Source organism: Bradyrhizobium australiense (genome assembly GCF_013114825.1).
Classification (GTDB): Bacteria; Pseudomonadota; Alphaproteobacteria; order Rhizobiales; family Xanthobacteraceae; genus Bradyrhizobium; species Bradyrhizobium australiense.
This window is the reverse complement of sequence record NZ_JAAVLX010000005.1, coordinates 482996-500452: the sequence shown is the minus strand read 5'-3', so window position 1 is coordinate 500452 and position 17457 is coordinate 482996. Positions and strand designations below refer to the sequence as shown.

At 57.3% G+C, this 17457-nt stretch carries 17 protein-coding genes and 1 pseudogene; 13 read left to right on the top strand and 5 right to left on the bottom strand.

Features of this window, described 5'->3' with window-relative positions:
• Positions 1-758 precede the first annotated feature (758 nt).
• The 4 genes from HCN58_RS18560 to HCN58_RS18545 all read left to right on the top strand — a co-directional run bounded on the left by HCN58_RS18560 (position 759) and on the right by HCN58_RS18545 (position 5519).
• A complete protein-coding gene (locus tag HCN58_RS18560) occupies positions 759-2087 on the top strand; it encodes an MFS transporter (RefSeq protein ID WP_171580812.1) in 1329 nt (442 codons plus the stop codon).
• Positions 2088-3130: 1043 nt separating this feature from the next.
• Positions 3131-3538 (top strand): hypothetical protein, encoded by a 408-nt coding sequence (locus HCN58_RS18555; protein WP_171580811.1) that lies wholly within the window; start codon positions 3131-3133, stop codon positions 3536-3538.
• A gap of 794 nt (positions 3539-4332) precedes the next feature.
• A complete protein-coding gene (locus HCN58_RS18550) occupies positions 4333-4917 on the top strand; it encodes a hypothetical protein (RefSeq protein WP_171580810.1) in 585 nt (194 codons plus the stop codon).
• Entirely contained in the window at positions 4914-5519 is a 606-nt protein-coding gene (locus HCN58_RS18545; RefSeq protein ID WP_171580809.1) for a hypothetical protein, read from the top strand. The genes HCN58_RS18550 and HCN58_RS18545 overlap by 4 nt, the downstream gene beginning before the upstream one ends.
• A gap of 46 nt (positions 5520-5565) precedes the next feature.
• On the opposite strand, the gene HCN58_RS18540 is transcribed toward HCN58_RS18545, so the two are convergent.
• From HCN58_RS18540 to HCN58_RS35945, 3 genes and pseudogenes are all read right to left on the bottom strand, one after another.
• Positions 5566-6915, bottom strand: a complete 1350-nt coding sequence (locus HCN58_RS18540; protein WP_171580808.1) for a hypothetical protein — start codon at positions 6913-6915, stop codon at positions 5566-5568.
• Complete coding sequence (locus HCN58_RS18535; protein WP_171580807.1) at positions 6875-7975, bottom strand: nucleoid-associated protein; 1101 nt, start codon at positions 7973-7975, stop codon at positions 6875-6877. The genes HCN58_RS18540 and HCN58_RS18535 overlap by 41 nt, the downstream gene beginning before the upstream one ends.
• Positions 7976-8416: 441 nt before the next feature.
• Positions 8417-8653, bottom strand: a pseudogene (locus tag HCN58_RS35945) (integrase core domain-containing protein); the annotation flags it as partial.
• A gap of 396 nt (positions 8654-9049) precedes the next feature.
• On the opposite strand from HCN58_RS35945, the gene HCN58_RS18525 reads away from it, so the two are divergent.
• From HCN58_RS18525 to HCN58_RS35925, 7 genes are all read left to right on the top strand, one after another.
• Positions 9050-9256, top strand: coding sequence for a hypothetical protein (locus tag HCN58_RS18525; protein ID WP_171580805.1), 207 nt, complete (start codon positions 9050-9052; stop codon positions 9254-9256).
• 3 nt (positions 9257-9259) lie between these two features.
• The gene (gene modA, locus HCN58_RS18520) at positions 9260-9772 is read left to right on the top strand and encodes a molybdate ABC transporter substrate-binding protein (RefSeq protein ID WP_171580804.1); all 513 of its coding nucleotides are present in this window, start codon (positions 9260-9262) and stop codon (positions 9770-9772) included.
• Positions 9773-9782: 10 nt separating this feature from the next.
• Positions 9783-10469: a molybdate ABC transporter permease subunit gene (modB, locus tag HCN58_RS18515; RefSeq protein WP_171580803.1), complete on the top strand. Its 687-nt coding sequence runs from the start codon at positions 9783-9785 to the stop codon at positions 10467-10469.
• The gene (modC, locus tag HCN58_RS18510) at positions 10466-11701 is read left to right on the top strand and encodes a molybdenum ABC transporter ATP-binding protein (protein WP_171580802.1); all 1236 of its coding nucleotides are present in this window, start codon (positions 10466-10468) and stop codon (positions 11699-11701) included. Before modB ends, modC begins: the two co-directional genes overlap by 4 nt.
• A 150-nt stretch (positions 11702-11851) precedes the next feature.
• On the top strand, positions 11852-12598 hold the full coding sequence (modA, locus tag HCN58_RS36780) for a molybdate ABC transporter substrate-binding protein (protein ID WP_376701190.1): 747 nt from the start codon (positions 11852-11854) through the stop codon (positions 12596-12598).
• A 273-nt stretch (positions 12599-12871) separates the two neighbouring features.
• Positions 12872-13051, top strand: coding sequence for a DUF2478 domain-containing protein (locus HCN58_RS35930; protein WP_235983703.1), 180 nt, complete (start codon positions 12872-12874; stop codon positions 13049-13051).
• Complete coding sequence (locus tag HCN58_RS35925; RefSeq protein ID WP_235983701.1) at positions 13045-13212, top strand: DUF2478 domain-containing protein; 168 nt, start codon at positions 13045-13047, stop codon at positions 13210-13212. The genes HCN58_RS35930 and HCN58_RS35925 overlap by 7 nt, the downstream gene beginning before the upstream one ends.
• Positions 13213-13895: 683 nt before the next feature.
• Here the strand turns inward: HCN58_RS35925 and HCN58_RS18495 are convergent.
• Positions 13896-14111, bottom strand: a complete 216-nt coding sequence (locus HCN58_RS18495) for a hypothetical protein (RefSeq protein ID WP_171580801.1) — start codon at positions 14109-14111, stop codon at positions 13896-13898.
• 499 nt (positions 14112-14610) lie between these two features.
• Here HCN58_RS18495 and HCN58_RS18490 point away from each other — a divergent pair, with 499 nt between their 5' ends.
• Together HCN58_RS18490 and ahpD are read left to right on the top strand one after the other, a co-directional pair.
• Positions 14611-15165, top strand: coding sequence for a peroxiredoxin (locus tag HCN58_RS18490; RefSeq protein ID WP_171580800.1), 555 nt, complete (start codon positions 14611-14613; stop codon positions 15163-15165).
• A gap of 6 nt (positions 15166-15171) precedes the next feature.
• Positions 15172-15717: an alkylhydroperoxidase, AhpD family gene (ahpD, locus tag HCN58_RS18485; RefSeq protein WP_171580799.1), complete on the top strand. Its 546-nt coding sequence runs from the start codon at positions 15172-15174 to the stop codon at positions 15715-15717.
• Positions 15718-15919: 202 nt separating this feature from the next.
• On the opposite strand, the gene HCN58_RS18480 is transcribed toward ahpD, so the two are convergent.
• The gene (locus HCN58_RS18480; protein WP_171580798.1) at positions 15920-17455 is read right to left on the bottom strand and encodes an E2 ligase fold family C protein; all 1536 of its coding nucleotides are present in this window, start codon (positions 17453-17455) and stop codon (positions 15920-15922) included.
• Positions 17456-17457: the final 2 nt, after the last annotated feature.

The window sequence follows — 17457 nt, the reverse complement described above, 5'->3', positions numbered from 1 at the left end:
CCGGTGGCGAAAACAGTGCATCAACGTCATTAATCAAAGGAAAGATCTCATACTGGCACGCACAGCGTAGCCGTGTGTTTTGTCCTGTTGTCGCGGATATACAACAAGAGCCAGATGCAATAAGACGTCTCGGGTGTCGCCCTACGCACGTGACACGGGCGATCAGCGCATCACGTCAGGTCCCGGCTCCGGCAGTGAGCTTTCTGAAAGTTGTCCATTCGGCCCTGACCGAGGAAGCTGACTGTCGTACTGTTTAGGTGGGGAGAGCCGAATGGATACCCGGACGAATGCGCCTCTGAAGCCGAATAGGTCGAGAGGCAATGCTGCGCAGCGTGAGCGAAGGCGGCGGCTCCTGCCCTTGGTGCGGGCTCGATATGGCGCAGGCCTGCGGACGTCATCTGGCGTCGAAAGACAACACCGATTCACGAGCTCGAGCGGTACATGTGCTGCCGGCATTGCTCTGAAGTTACAAGGCTCCTTTCAAGCGCAGCCATCTGGTTGCACTGCGCCCAAACAAATCATCGATCGCCGATACCCGATCCGTGACGTCGAACGCGATCGATGGCGTTGTCCGCGGGGTTCATCGTCGCGGCAAAGATTGTAATGGGCCCACGTACAGGCTCACGGCTGCGCCGTAGTGATCAGCTTTTGAGATGGTGAGCCGCGCGAACCGACTTCTTGCTCATGCGGAGCGCAAGGTGCTCCACATCATTGGTCGGAATGTTCTAGGATCGCATTCGAGACGGATTGAAGCGTGCATGGCTAAACAATTCACTCGGCGCACTTCGAAGCCGCACCTCCTTGCGGCAGATGAAAGCTTGACAAGCCATGCCGTGTTGGGCGCGACGATCGGCAATATGCTCGAATTTTACGATTTCGGAACCTATAGCTTTTTCGCCATCCAGATCGGTCACGCGTTCTTCCCGGCGGAGGATCCGTTCGCCAGCCTTATGCTGTCGCTCGCGACCTTCGGAGCGGGTTTCGTGACCAGACCCATCGGGGCAATTGTGATCGGCTCGTACTCGGATCGAGTCGGACGCCGGCCCGCAATGACCGCCAGTTTTGTCATGATGAGTGTCGCGATACTCGTGATTGCTGTGATGCCCTCGTACGATACGATAGGGATCGCCGCTCCGTTGTTGGTGATTTTCGCGCGTTTAGTGCAGGGCTTCGCCCTGGGAGGCGAAGTCGGTCCGACGACCGCCTATCTGATGGAAGCGGCCCCGGCCGGACGCCGGGGCCTTGCTGTCTCGTTTCAGCCTGCCAGCCAACAAATAGCTGCAACGGCCGGAGCGCTGGTCGGAGAAATACTCTCCCTCACCATGACAAGCGAGTCGCTGGATGCGTACGGATGGCGGATCGCGTTTCTGCTCGGTGCCTGTACGCTGCCGGTCGGACTTTGGTTGCGCAGGTCCCTACCCGAAACGCTGCACCGACCTGAAGCGCCCGCCCTCGCCATTGATCCCGCAAGGAAATTGCGTGCCAGCCGCCGCATGATGAGCTTGGGATTGATCATTTTGGCCAGCTGCACGATTATCACCTATGTCACGGAATATATGACGACTTATGCACTGAACACCCTGCAAGTTGCCGCGCCTCTCGCCTTTGCGACCACGGTCGTCAGCAATGCAATAGGCATTGCTGCCGCACTCTTGGGCGGTTGGCTCGCAGATCGGGCGGGACGCCGGCCCATCATGATATGGCCGCAGATCGCCGCGCTGCTGATGACCTATCCGGTATTCTTGTGGATCGTAGAGAGCCGCAGCCCCATGGCGCTTCTCGGAGGTCTCGGCGCGCTCACCCTTATCGGAACGATCCCGTATAGCGCCTTCTATGTCGGTATGGCCGAAGGCTTGCCCAAGCGCGTCCGCGGCGGCGCTTTCGCGACAATCTACGCCGTTGCGATAGCGACCTTCGGGGGCACAGCTCAACTTGTCGTCACTTGGCTGACCCACGTTACTGGGAACGCGCTGGCGCCCGCTTGGTACATGCTTGTCGCTACCGCGGCCGGGCTCTGCGCCATGCTGATGATGCCCGAGACGGCACCGTCGAAAATTCGGGCCGCCGCGAAGACGCGGAGCCCATAGCAGCTTTGGACAATGCGATAACGGGTTACGGCTCCAGCCAGATTCCCAATCTCACGATGCGTACATCGGCCTTCGTCTGGCAGGCCGGCTCCGCAGAAGGATGGGCGCCGCGCCTGTAGCGACGTAAGCTTGCATCCAGCCGGAATCGATTGCTTTTGCCTGTTCGTCCGAAGTTGGTGCGCACCGATTTCGATCCAAGGCGGCGAGAGAATTTCTCTCCGCGGAACGTTGATTCGTGCTCATTGGGACTAATTGCCTGATCAGGCCGTTTTGCTGCAAGCACTTCATTGCAGCACAGCCTTATCATGCTAAGTCGGTCACACCTGGTACTGCCGTGGCTGGATGCGGAAGCGTTTCGGAAACTGCTTCATACCGCGTCCCTTGCGATGAGGATGCATTGTTAAGCTAATGCCGTATCGCATACCACGTCATCCGCGACATTTCGTGTAAGAGATCGCGGTAGAAAATTGCTTCGTGACCATGCTTGATGGGTATGCTTCCTACGGAAAGCCGGAAAGCCAGCATCCAAACAGGTTCTGAGATATGGACCCCGAACGCCCAAGCTGCAGCATCTTTGTGAGCGATCGCCGCGCGGAGGGCCCGAAATCGCTCGATGCTGAAAGAGGATGTGGACGCGGAGCGCATGGAAGGCGCCGTACCGCTTTCATGCGCTCGACCCATGAGCCCGCTTAACTATTGAGATTAGGAGGCATGGCTCTTTCTGCGAAAAAGGCGAAGGCAGAGCCCGCCTTCCGCTTCTATCTGCTCTACGACAAGGTCTATTGAGAGGACATTCTGCACCACGCCTATGCGCTGGCCCGCGCCGATGTGGGAGCACCGGGCGTGGACGGACAGAGAAAAATAAGGGTTCTCGCGTCCAAACCAGCTTTATGCCGCCTGGCCTCACGGTTACCGAGTGAAGCCGAACTGATTGGCTCGCCGCCAGCGGAAAGCCTTTTCTCGAACCCAACACCGCGCCAGCAGTGCAGAGCCTACAGAAGAAGCGACACCCGCTTTCAATGAGCACGCGTGCGGATTTATAGATGGCCGTTTTTGTCGTTCGTCGCGACGGTCAATCCATCTTCGAAGAGGATCGCGGGCGGCCATTCTATGTTGCGAAAGATACTGACAGCCGCTGGCCCAAAGCGGTTTACGAGAGCGCTCGCCGTGGCTGGTGGATACAACTTGAGACGACTGACACTACGGCTGGCCAGTGGGCCTACCAACGCTCCCAAATGCTGCGGACGTGGATCTGCCTGTCTGACCCGGAATTAGACGCGGAATTTCCGTCGCTTCCGGACGGCCCGATACTTTGGCGAGCAACGTTCAAGGGAGAGTTGGGCGACAAGCTCGGGAGCGGCGAAAGGGAATTTCTCGATCTTGAGAGGACACTGCCATCCGAACTCGCCATCCCAAAACCCAGCTTCACGGTAGCGCAATCATCGATATGATTTCGACCGGTGACGGATTGATAGCGCAACGTCGTTAGCCGCACTCCTTGAGGTATTTGCCCTTTTCAATGCCAAGCTCAGGACGGCATCTTGCCCGGTCTGACTTCGCCGACCACCTCAGTAAGCTCAAGATTTGCCAACGGAGCATATGTCTTGGGGCCGCATCCATCAGCGCAAAAGAATTGGCTCGTGCGATCTTCGTACATATTGATCAGTGCGCGCTCGTGAAGTAGAGGCAGTCGCCGCGTCAGGATTGGCCATTCATTATTAGGAGGGCCAGCCTCAACCTCATAAATCTCCTCTCCGCTTTCGTTGTGGCGCTTCCACCATCTAGTAAGTCAAAAGCCCGATCTACCGAGATCTTGTCCCGATAGTTCGGCCGTGGGTGCGTTTTGGCTTGGGCATGCTGCCGTCCTCTACCATCCTATCCCAGAGCAATAGTGAGACGCCGACGTACTCGGCAGCAAGCTTACAACGTCGGCCGCGTGGCCGGTGCGGAAGCGGACCTTCTTTGCGAATTATCACCGCAGATCTCCGAAATACGAGTGAAGTTACTCGCTGGCATGACCGCACTTTTGCGATTGTAGCCGTCAACATGCAAGGTGTATCGCTATTAGGTACACAACGGACAGATTTTAGCTGAAATAATTTAGGCGCGCGCCGCCAAACCAACGCGGCAACCAATCCATGGGCAGTCACCCGAAAGGTCAAATAGCGCTTGGTATTGCAACTTCGTTGCTTTTTGCTTGTACACTCCCATAAGTTGCGTAATTATCCACTTCGGGAGGCCGGGAATGCAGAAACTTCTGCTGACAATTTCGATCGTCGTCATCGTCATACTGAGTGTCTTGCTCGCCGTCATTCTTCAGGACCCGCAGATTTCAACGGTGGAGATAGATCGAGATAGGGCTATCCTTTCCGCCGAGATTTCGGCAATCCAGACGGAAAGCGCGAAATATGAATCGGGGCTGATCAAGTCATTGATTGAAGTCCGACTGGCGATCACAAGAAACACACTGGCAATGCTTGATCAGAAGCGAACAGCCTTCATTCGACGAGTTTCTTTGAATTATCGATTGGACAGTCAGCCTGTTCACGAAGCCTCCGACCAAGAACTAAAGCTGATTGTTGACGACCTTTCACAAGCAGAAAGGAAAGCTAATGCATCAAAACAAGAAGCGGCACGGTATTCTGGAGGGCTTCTTCAGGCCGTGGCTCTTATGAAGGCCGAAACAGATGAAATCAGCGTGTCCCAACTTCGGCTGAAATTTTACTCTGCAAAGCATGGGATTCCCATCCCGCTTCCGAATCTTTCGGACAATGTGAAGACACCTACACAACCACCAGGAAAGATCGTCAAGGATCGCGAAGCGCTATGAATTTGACCAGATTATTTTTAGTCGCCTGCATTTCGATGTGGTCGTCTATCTCCGCGTTTGCTCAAGTACAGACAACCGACGGACCAATTGGCCTTACTTGGGGAAGCGCGTTTTCGGAGGTGCGAGCTAAAGGAATTGAACTTAACGAGTTCGAGGGCACGGATTTCGGCAAGAGCTATATCGCGACAAAAATGGAGAAGGCATTAGCTGACCAAAGTGCTGCCTTGCTATCATTCGGCTTCAACGACAAGCTCTGGCGTGTTTTAATAACTAGCCGACCATTTTCTGACGACCCCACAGGCAACGCAGTGGTTGCTCGTTATAGCGAGCTAGTGAGCTTGCTTTCTGAAAAATACGGGAAAGCGAACCAAGTTCACAGGCTCGGCGATTCGATATACGCGCAATCGGCCTACTTTGTGGCAGGTATACGAGGTGGCCAGTCAAGATGGTTTACGAATTTTGAAACGCCAACCTTAGCCATACAATTAGGGATTACCGCCACAGATAACTCTACGGCGAGCTGGCGCGTCATTTACGAGAACAAGACCTTTCGTCGCGATTTCGAGGCATCCAAACGATCGCGAGAGAAGGGCAATCTTTAGTGAGTCTGCGCTCGAATTTAGCTCGCACCTCTCCCTTATCGAGCGACTAGATGGAGAAACTCTCAACAGAGCGTGTCCCGGCATAGGCTATCCAGATTAGCGCACCTACGGCGATTAGGTAGGCTACTACTATAAAGAATCGATACCAACGAAAGCTACTAAGAGCAGTGCGATAATGCTTCGCGGCAAGTTCTTCGTATTCCTCGTCGAGCAACAATGGTCCGTATAGACGGGAACGAAAACTCTTCTCATTCTCTTCGATGCCCCTTACCGCGCTCGACGCAGCGACGCAGGTAAAAAAGCAACTCGCAGCTAGATATGCCGCGGCCATCCACAGAAGCCAATTTCCGACAGTTGCGTTTGCAAGCCTAACAACCACCACGCCAAATGCGACTGCCGCGTCGCGCCAAAGGCTAGCTGATAAGGAGGAAGTATTGTTCGAAAGAGCGCGCACGTCATCGGATAGGCCTTTACGTAGATCTGACATCAATTTGAGCGCGTCCACGCCTTTCGACTGCACATGAAGTCGGTAAGCCGTTCGCGCAGCCTCAAGTCCTCCGGCTAAGCTATGCCAAAGCCCCTCCTGCCAGCCTGCACCGGTGGGCCAAAGCCGAACTAGCTCGGCAGAAAGAAGGCTATGGCGGGTCTCCGCATCGCGACCATCCAGATAAATCCATCTACAAACTTCTGAGAGGAGAGACATGAGGCCTTGATCGCTCCACCGCGAGGCCGGATCAACGCGAGCGGCTACTTTTCTGCCGCTGCGCAAATGAGCAACTACGTTGCCGTCAACATCGATAGAGACCGCATCTGGAATGCAAAGCGCTAAGCGATGGCTAGCCGCGTTGAGAAGCTTTTCTTTTAGCCAAGGAGAGCCACTTTCTTCGGTGATCCAAGTGCCCACGGAAATTGGTGTCAGACCCTTACCGGAGATGTCGTTCACCAACCGGCGCGGCGAAATTGGGTCATCAACCGTCCTTGGTTGGGCAACGTATTCATCCGGCCACGGCTTCACAATGAGGTTAGCGCTAGCGCACTCAAATTCAGCTTCGGCCAACAGGACGCAGTTAACTTGCTCAAATCTTTCCGGCTCCGAAATAAGTGCATGTTCAAAACCATCTACAGTGAAGAACTTCAACACGCCAGCGGTAGGTACCTTCACTATCCGTATAGAAAAGGTCCTGTTAGCAAAGTCTTCGATCTTGTCCTCAAGCAATTCATGTTCGTCTGACGGGTCGCTGTCTGTCAGACTGATCGTTACACCCAGCGACGCCGCGTTGACGCGTATGGATTGCAGTAACTGCCAAAACGGCAGACCACTTATGCTTATGATCTGCTGATAAATATCGCAGGTTTCATTTAGCGGCCCGGCCGCGTGCTGACGCAGCCCGTTCATCAATACCTTCGTCCGAGAGTTCGTCATCTATGATACCTTGCGTCTTGATCGTAATCGTGGCGCTGCCGTCTGTTCCTTTTTCGACGTTCACAACGGCAGACCCCGCATCATCAAGCTGCTGGGGATATACGATCAGGATATTTTCACGTGTTCGAAGACGTCTGACCTGCGGCGGCTTAATAAGGGACCTTTCAATCTCGATTACCTCTCCAGAGATTCGGTTGCGATGCAGGGCGCGATCGACCTCTTTCCGAAAACCTTCGTCTGCCCAGAACGGGCCGAAAACTTGCGCTCCGAACACGTTCAGGTCTTCACCCGGTTCGATACTTTCGCGACTCTGGGTCGCTATGTGAAGATTTCTGCGCCAGTTTCGCTTCACATCATCCGGCATGGATTGCTTGTGGGCTAGGGCGCTCGCTGAGAAGGCTTTCATCAACCTTTCCGTCGCATCGCTTGGTGTCCAAAGCCGCTTCACGCCCAAAAAGGTTTTGAAGTATTCGGTGATGTTTCGTTTGTTCGCCCTGTCATAAACGGCCAAGTCACCGCCGTCGGAATTTAAGATGATCAGAGCAGATTTCTGCATTGCCTTTCGATCTTCGATGAAAGTGTTATCAACTTCGGTCACCTTCGCGCGAACCAGTCCATCTTTGTTCGTGACTTGCTGATAGCGCAACACCTTCTGGTCGTCGAACTTTATTAGAGCAAACGCAGCTACTGAAAGGCCTCCAAGCTGCGCGACTATGAACGCTCCTCTAGAAGACATCGGAGCGCCTTTGTGACCGTTTTGAAATAGCTCCGTGAGCTCCTTAGATCGTTGAACGAACTTAGCGCCATCCTTCCAAACGCTGCGCAACGAAGGGCATACGCCAGCCTCGGCACCTATGAAAGAGAATCTGTTGCCGACGTTAGTTTCTCGGATGCGATCGAGAAAAAACTGCTCGAAGCCCGAAGCATCAATTTCGTCCATCAACTGGAAATCTTCATTCGCTGGCCCGACGACGTGAAAAATCATTCGCTGGATGGTGATGCCATCCAGAACCTCCTGATCAAGCAAACCCATAAGCACCCCGCCCCAATGCTGAACTGCAGAAGGGAAGTAGCAGACATTCGCTGTCGCAACCATTGATCAGAACAAGAACATAACAGGAACACGACGAGGTTGTCAACGTCCGCGACGGAAGGCTCCGAGTCTAACGCCTGACTTCGGAGCCCCATCGCCATTAAGCGGCCTCTTGTCAGATCCGGGCATCCGCCGTTGATTGCTTACTTGCCGTGTGGTGCCCTCCAGTCGCTTCACGCGATCAATGAGAGAATCCAGCTTGTCGTTGAAGCCTTGCGCCAGCCCGTTGAAGCCTTGTGACAACACGCGAACCACTCCTGAATTGTCCGCGTTTGGTGCCTTGCCCGTTCGGTTGATTTGTTGAAGCGTGCCGATTGTGGACGGAGTGACGCTTGACGTTCTGGTGATGAACTCGCCACCAGCCAGTTTTGCGACAACGGCCTCCATCTCGATCGGGGCGATATATCCGATGGCGGAATGGAGCCGGGTTCGGTTGTAGAAGCCCTCGATGAAGGTGAAGATATCGCGCTGGCCTCGGCGCGAGTGTTGTAGTTGCGGATGATGAACGAGCTCGGTCTTCAGGGTATGGAAGAAGCTCTCCATCGGGGCATTATCGTAGCAATCGGCCTTGCGGCTCATCGAAGCGCCCGAGAGAGCGTCGCGATAAGTGCGTGAGGCATCCATGCGAGACGGCGACAACAGCGGACGGGGACACTGATCAAGATTGCGATCAGCATCTGGACATAAACGAGCTTGTACCAGGATCGAGACGCCAGCGCGGCGGCCGCCGTTCCGAACTTGTGATTTTCCTTCCTCAATACGAACTCGAAACTCTAGCCGCCGCGCGTTGAGAGGCAACCGACATCACACGAGCGCCACCTTGTCCGGTTCAAGACGACGATGTCGTAAGTCCGACGGTCGGCAACGTCATTTAAAAGCAGGCAGTTGCGCGTATTTTCGCTCGGCCATGCGAGGCGCTCACCAGATTCGGCGAGCGGCACGCCGATTGCTGGGATCAGGCGCAAACCCGCCGCTGCCAAAGTGCTCGCAGCGGCCCCGTCTCAGGACTGCCCGATGAGCCGCGCTCGATCGACCGCGATTAAGGCACTGATGCCGCTTATGCTCGGAAGTGAACAGTCGGCGAACATCAATGTCACGGTTGCCGCCGAGTTCACCGAGCCGGCCGGGGACATCGCATCCTTCAAGCAGAAATCCGGACAGAAGGCCGTGTTCGGCGCGAGCCGACAGCTTTATAGCCAGATCAGGCAACGCGGATCGTGACAAATGATTCTCACGGCCGACGATTCCCACCCGAAGAAATTGGTCGAGGATGGTTTTGCTGTACGTGAAGGCCGGCTCACCTACGCTGGCGGCAACCTGGTGCTCTGGAGCAGGACGGCGAAGTTCGTGAACGGCTTCGACACGTTCAGAACGGCATCTATCCTAAAATTACAGATCTGCAACTCCGCCGCGGCGCTCTATGGCGCTGCGGTGGAAGCGATGAAGGCCATCGACGCCTATGAGGGCATGCAACCGAAGCTGGTCGAGGGCGCAACCATCACGCAGGCCTACCAATTCGTCAAGACGGTCAATGCCGAGCTCAGCGCCGCCCCGCTTCCGCAACTCGCAGACAGCAAGAGTGTTTCGCGCTGGCTCGTGCCGCATGAGTTTGTGACCCGATCTTGCAGAACGTGTTGCGATTGCAGACTAACGCCGATAACCGAGCGACGCGCGCCTAAAGGTTCCGGTAGCCTACGCAATTATTACGCGAGCATGACAATGTGTTCGAATACTTGAATTGACGCGCATGGATGGCTTTTCACCAGAAGTCTGGCAGTCGCTCGGGCTCACGATCGAGCTCGCGAGCGTGACGACCGTGATCCTGCTGATCATTGGCACGCCGCTCGCGTGGTGGCTAGCGCGCTCGAAGAGCCTTTGGACTGAGGCGGTGGCCACGATCATCGCGCTGCCGCTGGTGCTGCCGCCAACAGTACTCGGTTTTTATCTGCTCGCCCTGCTCGGCCCGAACGGCCCGGTCGGCCTTCTCGCCGCTCTCTGGGGCGGGCGCACGCTGGCCTTCACCTTTGCGGGGCTCGTGGTCGGATCGGCTTTGTCCGCGCTGCCTTTGGTGGTGCAGCCCATCCGCAATGCCTTCGCTACCATAGGTGACCGCCCGCTGGAGATCGCGGCCACTCTGCGCGCCTCGCCCTTATATGCCTTCTTCACGGTCGCCCTGCCTCTGGCGCGACCGGGTCTTCTGACAGCCGCCGTGCTTGGCTTTGCGCATACGATCGGCACGTTCGGCGTCGTGCTGATGATCGGCGGCAACATTCCTGGGCGCACCAAGGTGCTGTCGGCCTTTCTCTTCGACTTTGTCCAACAATCGCGCTGGCGCGAAGCAAGCTGGCTTGCCGGCGCCATGGTGATGTTCGCCGTTGCGGTAGTCCTCACCTTAACCTTGATTGACAAATACAGCAGAAGGAGGAGCACGTGAGGACAGCCACACCGGGCCGGATTGAAATTGCCTTCAGTGGCAGTATCGCTAGCTTTCCACTCGATACGCAATTCAGCGTACCGGCCAAAGGCGTGGCGGCGATTTTCGGCCCGCCAGGCTGCGGCAAGACTGCGGTGGCGCGCTGCATCGCCGGCCTCGAGCGTTTGCCGGCCGGCTTCTGCGCCATCGATGGCGAGGTATGGCAGGACGAGACTACCTTCCGCCCACCGCATCTGCGTCCCATCGGCTATGTGTCTCAGGACGCTAGCCTTTTTCCCCATTTGTCGGTCAGGCGCAACTTGCTTTATGGTGCGCCCAAACCCAAACCGATGCCGATCGCGTTTGATGAGGTGGTCGAACTGCTCGACCTAGCGCCGCTGCTCGACCGCTCTCCCTCGCATCTCTCCGGCGGGGAGCGGCAGCGCGTCGCCATGGGTCGCGCGCTGTTGTCTCAGCCCAGACTGCTTGTGATGGACGAGCCGCTTGCTGCGCTCCACAGCCGCGCCAAACGTGAGATTCTGCCGTTCGTCGAACGCCTGCCCGAGAAGCTCGCGCTGCCGATGATCTACATCGGCCACGACATGGCGGAGATCGAACGCTTTGCCGATTATCTCGTTTTGATGGAGCGCGGCATGGTAACCGCGGCTGGGCCGCTACATGTCTTGCAGAGCGATCCTACGCTGCCGCTTGCGACTAGCCACGAAGCCGCCATCAGCCTTGATGCCGTGGTGAGCGGCTATGATGGGCGCTATGGGCTTCTTATTCTCCGCCTCAACGGTGCGCGCCTGTTGGTGCCGGCCCCGCCGCTTGCACCCGGCGTGCACCAACGGCTGCGCATCGCCGCCTGCGACGTCAGCGTCGCGCGCGAAGCGCCGCGCGCGGGCTCCATCCTCAACGTCTTTCCGGCGCGCATCAGAGCCTGTTTGTCGCTCGGCACGGCTGAGATCACGCTGGTTCTTGCGCTCGGCACCGGGGGCTCGGGCGCGGAGATTATGGCGCGCATCACGCGTTTCTCCTTTGATTCGCTAGGGCTCAAGGATGGAATGGACGTATTCGCCCAGCTCAAGCACATCTCGCTACTCTCGGCCTCTGAACCGCCACCGCAAACCATGTCAGCTTCCACGCCAACAGCAGAACCTGGACAGGCAAGCGCCGCGGCGTGCAACGAGAAGCTCGGCACGAGAGGCGAGCGGCATCATCTTAAGCCTCCACTCTTGTCGTACCACGCGTGAAGACGCCGATATCGGAAGCACGACAAGCCGACCCAGCTATTCGACAGGGCACGCTGGCAGCTATGCGCGTTTTACTGTCGTCAACCAAGGCCGCGCACCATTTTCCTGAACGGCACGCGGATTGCTGGGATGAGGAGCTAAAGAGCCGCGATGGCCAAGCCCATCGCAGCGGCCCCGTCCCAGGAATTCCCGATGACGCTTACCCGATTGATCCTGATCAATTCAATTCTGGCGCTGCTTGTGGTCGGAAATGCAGAAGCGGCAGAGATCGATGTGGCGGTCGCTGCGAACTTCACCATGCCGGGCAAGGAGATGCAGCGTCGTTTAAGCAGAAGACCAGACGAGGCCCCGTTGAGCTTTGGCGCGAGCGGACAGTTTTACGGGCAGATCACGCAAGGGGCGCCGTTTGAGGTGCTTCTCTCGGCCGACGATGCCCGCCCGAGCAAACTGGTCGAGAACCGTGTCGTGGTTCCGCAAAGCCGCTTCACCTGTCCGATCGGCAACCTCGTGCTGTGGAGTTCGACTCAGAAGTTTGTGAACGACGCGGAGACCTTCGCCACACTGTCGATCTACAATCCGGCGGCGGCGCTTTACGGCGCAGCCGCGGAGCACGCTGTGAAAGAGCTCGGCACCTGTGAGTCGACGCAGCCGAACGCGGGATTCTCGCGTCTTTCTGGGACGGACGCACCCTCCCCTTCACCTTTGCAGGGCTTGTGGTCGGATCGGTTTTGTACGGGCTGTCCTTTGTGGTGCAGCCGCTTCCGAACGCCTCCGTGGCCAAGCTGGCTTGCCGTCGGCATGGTGACGTTCGGGCTTGCGGTAATCTTCGCCGCAGCGTTGATCGAGAAGCGCATCGCAAGGAAAGCACGTGAGGACAGCCACACCAGAGAGGATTGAAATCCCTTCAGCGATAGGCTTGCTAGCTTTGCGATCGATGCGCAGTTCAGTGTACGGGCCAAAGGTGTGGCGGCGACCTCCAGCACGGCGCGCATGATGCGCCGCTACCTATACGCTAAGGCTCAACTATGGAATTGACGTATTCGCCCAGGTCAAAGGTCGTCTCGCTGGTTTCACGACCTCTGAACCCTAGGGCATCGCGCCATCTACGCCAGCAGTAGATACTGGACAGGCAGGCGCCGCTGTGTGAAACGAGCCAAGAGGATTAAGCCTATGATCGCCAACCTTGCCGAGATCGATCCCAAGCGCGTCGCGGCAATCCTCTACAGGCCGGAACAAGACGCGGATAGACTGCTCGGCGACTTCACCCAGCATCTCGCGCGGCAAGGCGTGCGCGTCGGCGGCATCGTCCAGCGAAACTTCAAGGGCGCAAACGGCACGAAACCATGCTAGCGCTCGACGTTTCTCCAGGAAGGAGGCGTCCGGCCAGGGCCTGCGAGGAATTTGCTGATGCGATCATTGCTGGCGTGCCGCTCCTCACCGCTGTTCCCGAAAAATACCATGCCGCCTGGCGGACTTTCACCGGAGATGTCGGCACGACGCTGCTGTGCTAGCGACAGATCGTGGAGGGACGGTGGCGGACATCGCCCTGCGCCTCCGCGCATCCAGGCGCATTCCATCCCGTTAGCGGCTATTTACTGATCATCAGATCCGACAGCTTCATCACGGCGGGAGGACATCCACAATTTTGACCCGAGAACGTCCGCGGCGGCCTCGATCTTGGCGAATGCAGCGACGCGCCAGGGCCCGTGGCCGCGAATTCAACGCCGATGAGGTAGTTAAAGAGTTGCTGATGGACGCTGTGTTGCAACAGTTTGGGGCACCGCCTTCGACCCCGCCGGCGTACGTCTCTCCTACGGCATCGAAATTACCGTCGAACATTTCGGCCCGCGCATGCGTCGGAATAGCAGCGAGGCTTATTGTTCAATTCCCGCTGCCGAAATGTTTGCTGTCCTCGGGGAGAGCGCCGATAACTCAATTCCCCAAAGCCGTCCGGATCGCCGTTACATCGCCAATGACAGACGCGATGTTACAGGAGGGCTTGGCGCGCTTGACATAGACCTCTGTGCTCGCGTTGAACGTGAAGTCTCTTCTCACACGAGGGCCATGAGCGAGCCTTGACCTCCCAGAAAGCGAGCCGCTGATGCAGCGAAGCAATCCATCGTGCGGCAGAAGGAGAGAATAGACTAGTTCGTCGCTCCGCTCCCCGCAATGATGAAGAGAGAGCGCAGCCGCGCTACGGCCGCATGAACATGAAATCCGTCGCTGGATCGCAATTATCGGCGACGAAGCGCAGCTCCGACTGAACGTCGTCGACTGGCCGGATCTCGAGATATTTCGTGACCACACAACTAAGCAGCGCGCGGCAAACGCTGTCAGTCCCAAGACCTGCGCCCTCCGCCTCCGCAATGGCGGCGGAAAAATGACGTGTCGCGATTTCAGTTGCTGACATCCGTGCCTCCCAATTCTTCCAGATCACTCCTTATGCCTAAAAGCGTCTACGCTGCCTTTGATCCTGGTCAACGAATCTGGCTCGAGCTCGCTCGGCTACTAGCCCCGATTCGGCATCGATCAAAACAAGGTCAGTCCCAGCTCCCGCTCCACCTCACATCACGCGTGCGCGTCGTGAGGGCGACCAGTGGCTTGGCGGAACATTGCCGCGCGCGCTGAGTTCGTCTTAATTAAGCGCATTCTTTTGGCATTATAGCACACCCGAGCAGTTGGGCTAATCGTTCAGAGGCGCGCAACCGGTCGAGCACGGCAACATGCTCAGTTATTGAAGCAGGACGGCAGGACCATTCAATCGAAACCATGCTGTTGAGTTGCCTCCATGACGAGCATCCGATTGTTGCATTTCCGCCAGTTGAATCGCGAGATTACCTGGCATATCGCTTGCTTCGCCTGAGGCCGGAATCATCGGTTTCCGCGCGAAGCAATCTTGTGAGGACAATATGCTTGGAATTGGAAGTAAGTTGCCGTCGTTCGAAATCACAGGCGTGAAGCCCGGTTTTCATCTGCACGAGGAAAACGGGCAGAGCGCGTTCGAGACGCTGACGGAAAACAGCTTTCCTGGAAAATGGAAAGTCATCTTCTTCTACCCCAAGGATTTCACCTTCGTCTGCCCAACCGAGATCGCGGAGTTTGCGCGGCTATCGAAGGATTTCGCCGACCGCGATGCGGTCGTGCTAGGCGGTTCGACCGACAACGAGTTCTGCAAACTCGCTTGGCGGCGCTCGCACAAGGACCTGCAACATCTGCCAATCTGGCAGTTTGCCGACACTAAGGGCGGGCTGGTCGATGGCCTTGATGTGCGTTCGCCCGACGGCGTCGCCTATCGCTACACATTCGTCGTCGACCCCGACAATACGATCCAGCACGTTTACGCGACCAATCTAAATGTCGGCCGCAGCCCGAAGGACACGCTGCGCGTGCTGGACGCGCTACAGACCGACGAACTCTGCGCCTGTAACCGTGAGATCGGCGGCGAAACCCTGAAAGTTGCTTGAGGCATCATGTCGATTGAACAGCTAAAGGACCAAATTCCCGATTTCGCCAAGGACGTGAGACTCAACTTGGCGTCGATGATGTCGGATGAGACGCTATCACCGCATAGCAAATACGGGCTGTTGCTCGCCACCGCGATTGCGGCCCGCAATCCCGTGGTGATCGCAGCTATGGAATCTGCTGCGGCCGTTGTGATGACGCCGGCCGCGGTCGCGGCGGCGAAATCCGCCGCCTCCATGATGGCGATGAACAACGTCTACTACCGCTTCGTTCACCTCGCCTCCAATCCGGAATACAAGACGATGCCGGCGCGGCTGCGCATGAACGTGATCGGCAATCCCGGCGTGGACAGAGACGATTTCGAGCTGTGGTCGCTGGCGGTAAGCGCGATCAACGGCTGCGGCGCCTGCATGGACGCCCATGAGAAGGCGCTGCGGGAAGCCGGCGTCAGCTCGGCGGCCATCCAAACCGCGGTCCGCTTTGCCGCGATCGTGCAGTCGGTTGCAGTTGCGATTGAGGCGGCCGGAATGGGCGTAACCCAGGCGGTGGAGTGATCCACCCCTCCGCGCTCTTGTCGAGGGTGTTCTGGAATCCAAATTGGGTTGATAGTCCAACAACTCAAGGCGCATTTGGAAAAAGGCGGGCCCCCCTCGGCAATTTCAATAGCTTGGCAGCCCTCTCCAAATGAAAATAGCGCGTCCGGCTGGAGCGCACGTTCGCGGCGTCTACCGTGAGGCGCGGCCTTTCAGATCGAAGTTAACGAGCTCTGCAGCTTGGGTACTTTCGTCGGTATGCAGCTAAGAAATCTTCGTCCGCGCAGATGCACCGTCCCGACGTATCTTTCGCCTTGGGATCGTGAAGATGCGACGCGAGTGGACGAAGCAGGTTAATTCGTGTGCTTGTGGTCCGCAGGTCCAGAAGCCCGGAAGCGTGCTTCACGAGATCCGCCGCCAACATTATGCCAGCGAGAGCCGACTGAAACGACATCGGCACAACGGCTCTCACAGGCTGCGCTCCGTCGGTCAGGCGCATGACAATCCCCCCGCAGATTGCCCGCTGGTGAAACGATCGGACGGACTGGCCGACAAATTCTTTAAGGGCTTCAGACGAGATGTCGAAGGCCTTGGCGACACGCTCGACGAAACCTACATCCACCGCCCTGTTCGTCTGAAGAAGTTCCCGGATCTCCTGTTGCGCCTCCGGCATCTTCAGCTCCTCAGCCATCTTCTCGTCCTCGTCCTTTATCTTCTCGTGAGGCAAGTAAAGGCAGGCCAGACATGCTCGGCCGTCATCAAAGCCATGGCGCGACACTCCAAGATCAAGCTCCTGTGTCCAGGCGTTTACGATCCATTTCGGCAACGCCCCCTGCACAGCGATGCGGTCCGGAGCGTTGTCCAATGCGACAGCGACTCTTTCGAACATCCAATCCTTACGGTTGCTCACATAGCCGTCCCATTTGGCACGATGCGCCGACACTTCCAGCGCCGTGTCAGCGAGCGCGGCACGCGCCAGATCCACTTTTGGTGAGCCAACATCGCATTGGCCGGCCAGCACGTAGCGCTGCAGATTCGAGAGGTCGACGTCTTCGTCGTCCACCAGACGGAGCGATCCCTTAAGGCTCGCCGTGCGAGCCAAAGCCCAAATCGCGCCATTGCCGATCGCGCCGAGCCCGACAAGGTGAGTCTCGCCGATATCCGTTCCTTCCAAACCCTGATCGGAGTCACGGGTACCCTGGGCGTAGGTCAGCATTGAGAAATCGATAAGTTCGTCAGCGTCTCCCCGCTCCAGCTGGTCGGCAAATACCGTCCGAAAGACGTTGGCTGCGGCGAAGCATGACGCAGCTCCCGCGCCAAAGGGATTCATTGACTTGCCGGAGCCAACCAGACCACGGCTCGAAAGCTTGGCTCTCCATCCCTCCGAGCCGATGAAGAAGGTCGGACAGTTAGTGCGTGACGCACTGCTTCCCACGACCACGGAAACCGTGACGGCCTTCCTGGTCTTGGCGAGCTCGATCTCAGGATTTATGGACTTCGCCAGGAACTCCAGGATTGGAACATGATCCTTCGCCTTTGCATCGAGCGGCCGCAGCGCGATCGTCGGATAAAGGCGCGACGACAGCCTGACGATCATATCCAGGCTGGCCCTGCCTTCCGGCGACTGCACGGCTGCGCCGTCGAAAGACACCCCAATCACTTGCGCGGCAAGCCTGTCCTCGAACGCCGACCTCTTGAAATTAGTCAGCACCCGCGACGCCGCCGACGCCGCACGGTCCATGAAGTTGGCCATGGCCATCG

Coding starts and splice junctions, on each gene's coding strand:
- modA (WP_171580804.1), top strand. CDS start 9,260: ATGATTCTCACGGCCGACGATTCCCACCCGAAGAAATTGGTCGAGGAT.
- HCN58_RS18560 (WP_171580812.1), top strand. CDS start 759: ATGGCTAAACAATTCACTCGGCGCACTTCGAAGCCGCACCTCCTTGCG.
- HCN58_RS18490 (WP_171580800.1), top strand. CDS start 14,611: ATGCTTGGAATTGGAAGTAAGTTGCCGTCGTTCGAAATCACAGGCGTG.
- HCN58_RS18545 (WP_171580809.1), top strand. CDS start 4,914: ATGAATTTGACCAGATTATTTTTAGTCGCCTGCATTTCGATGTGGTCG.
- HCN58_RS18480 (WP_171580798.1), bottom strand. CDS start 17,455: ATGGCCATGGCCAACTTCATGGACCGTGCGGCGTCGGCGGCGTCGCGG.
- modA (WP_376701190.1), top strand. CDS start 11,852: ATGGCCAAGCCCATCGCAGCGGCCCCGTCCCAGGAATTCCCGATGACG.
- ahpD (WP_171580799.1), top strand. CDS start 15,172: ATGTCGATTGAACAGCTAAAGGACCAAATTCCCGATTTCGCCAAGGAC.
- HCN58_RS18525 (WP_171580805.1), top strand. CDS start 9,050: ATGAGCCGCGCTCGATCGACCGCGATTAAGGCACTGATGCCGCTTATG.
- HCN58_RS18495 (WP_171580801.1), bottom strand. CDS start 14,111: ATGTCAGCAACTGAAATCGCGACACGTCATTTTTCCGCCGCCATTGCG.
- HCN58_RS35925 (WP_235983701.1), top strand. CDS start 13,045: ATGCTAGCGCTCGACGTTTCTCCAGGAAGGAGGCGTCCGGCCAGGGCC.
- HCN58_RS35930 (WP_235983703.1), top strand. CDS start 12,872: ATGATCGCCAACCTTGCCGAGATCGATCCCAAGCGCGTCGCGGCAATC.
- HCN58_RS18555 (WP_171580811.1), top strand. CDS start 3,131: ATGGCCGTTTTTGTCGTTCGTCGCGACGGTCAATCCATCTTCGAAGAG.
- modB (WP_171580803.1), top strand. CDS start 9,783: ATGGATGGCTTTTCACCAGAAGTCTGGCAGTCGCTCGGGCTCACGATC.
- HCN58_RS18550 (WP_171580810.1), top strand. CDS start 4,333: ATGCAGAAACTTCTGCTGACAATTTCGATCGTCGTCATCGTCATACTG.
- HCN58_RS18535 (WP_171580807.1), bottom strand. CDS start 7,975: ATGGGTTTGCTTGATCAGGAGGTTCTGGATGGCATCACCATCCAGCGA.
- HCN58_RS18540 (WP_171580808.1), bottom strand. CDS start 6,915: ATGAACGGGCTGCGTCAGCACGCGGCCGGGCCGCTAAATGAAACCTGC.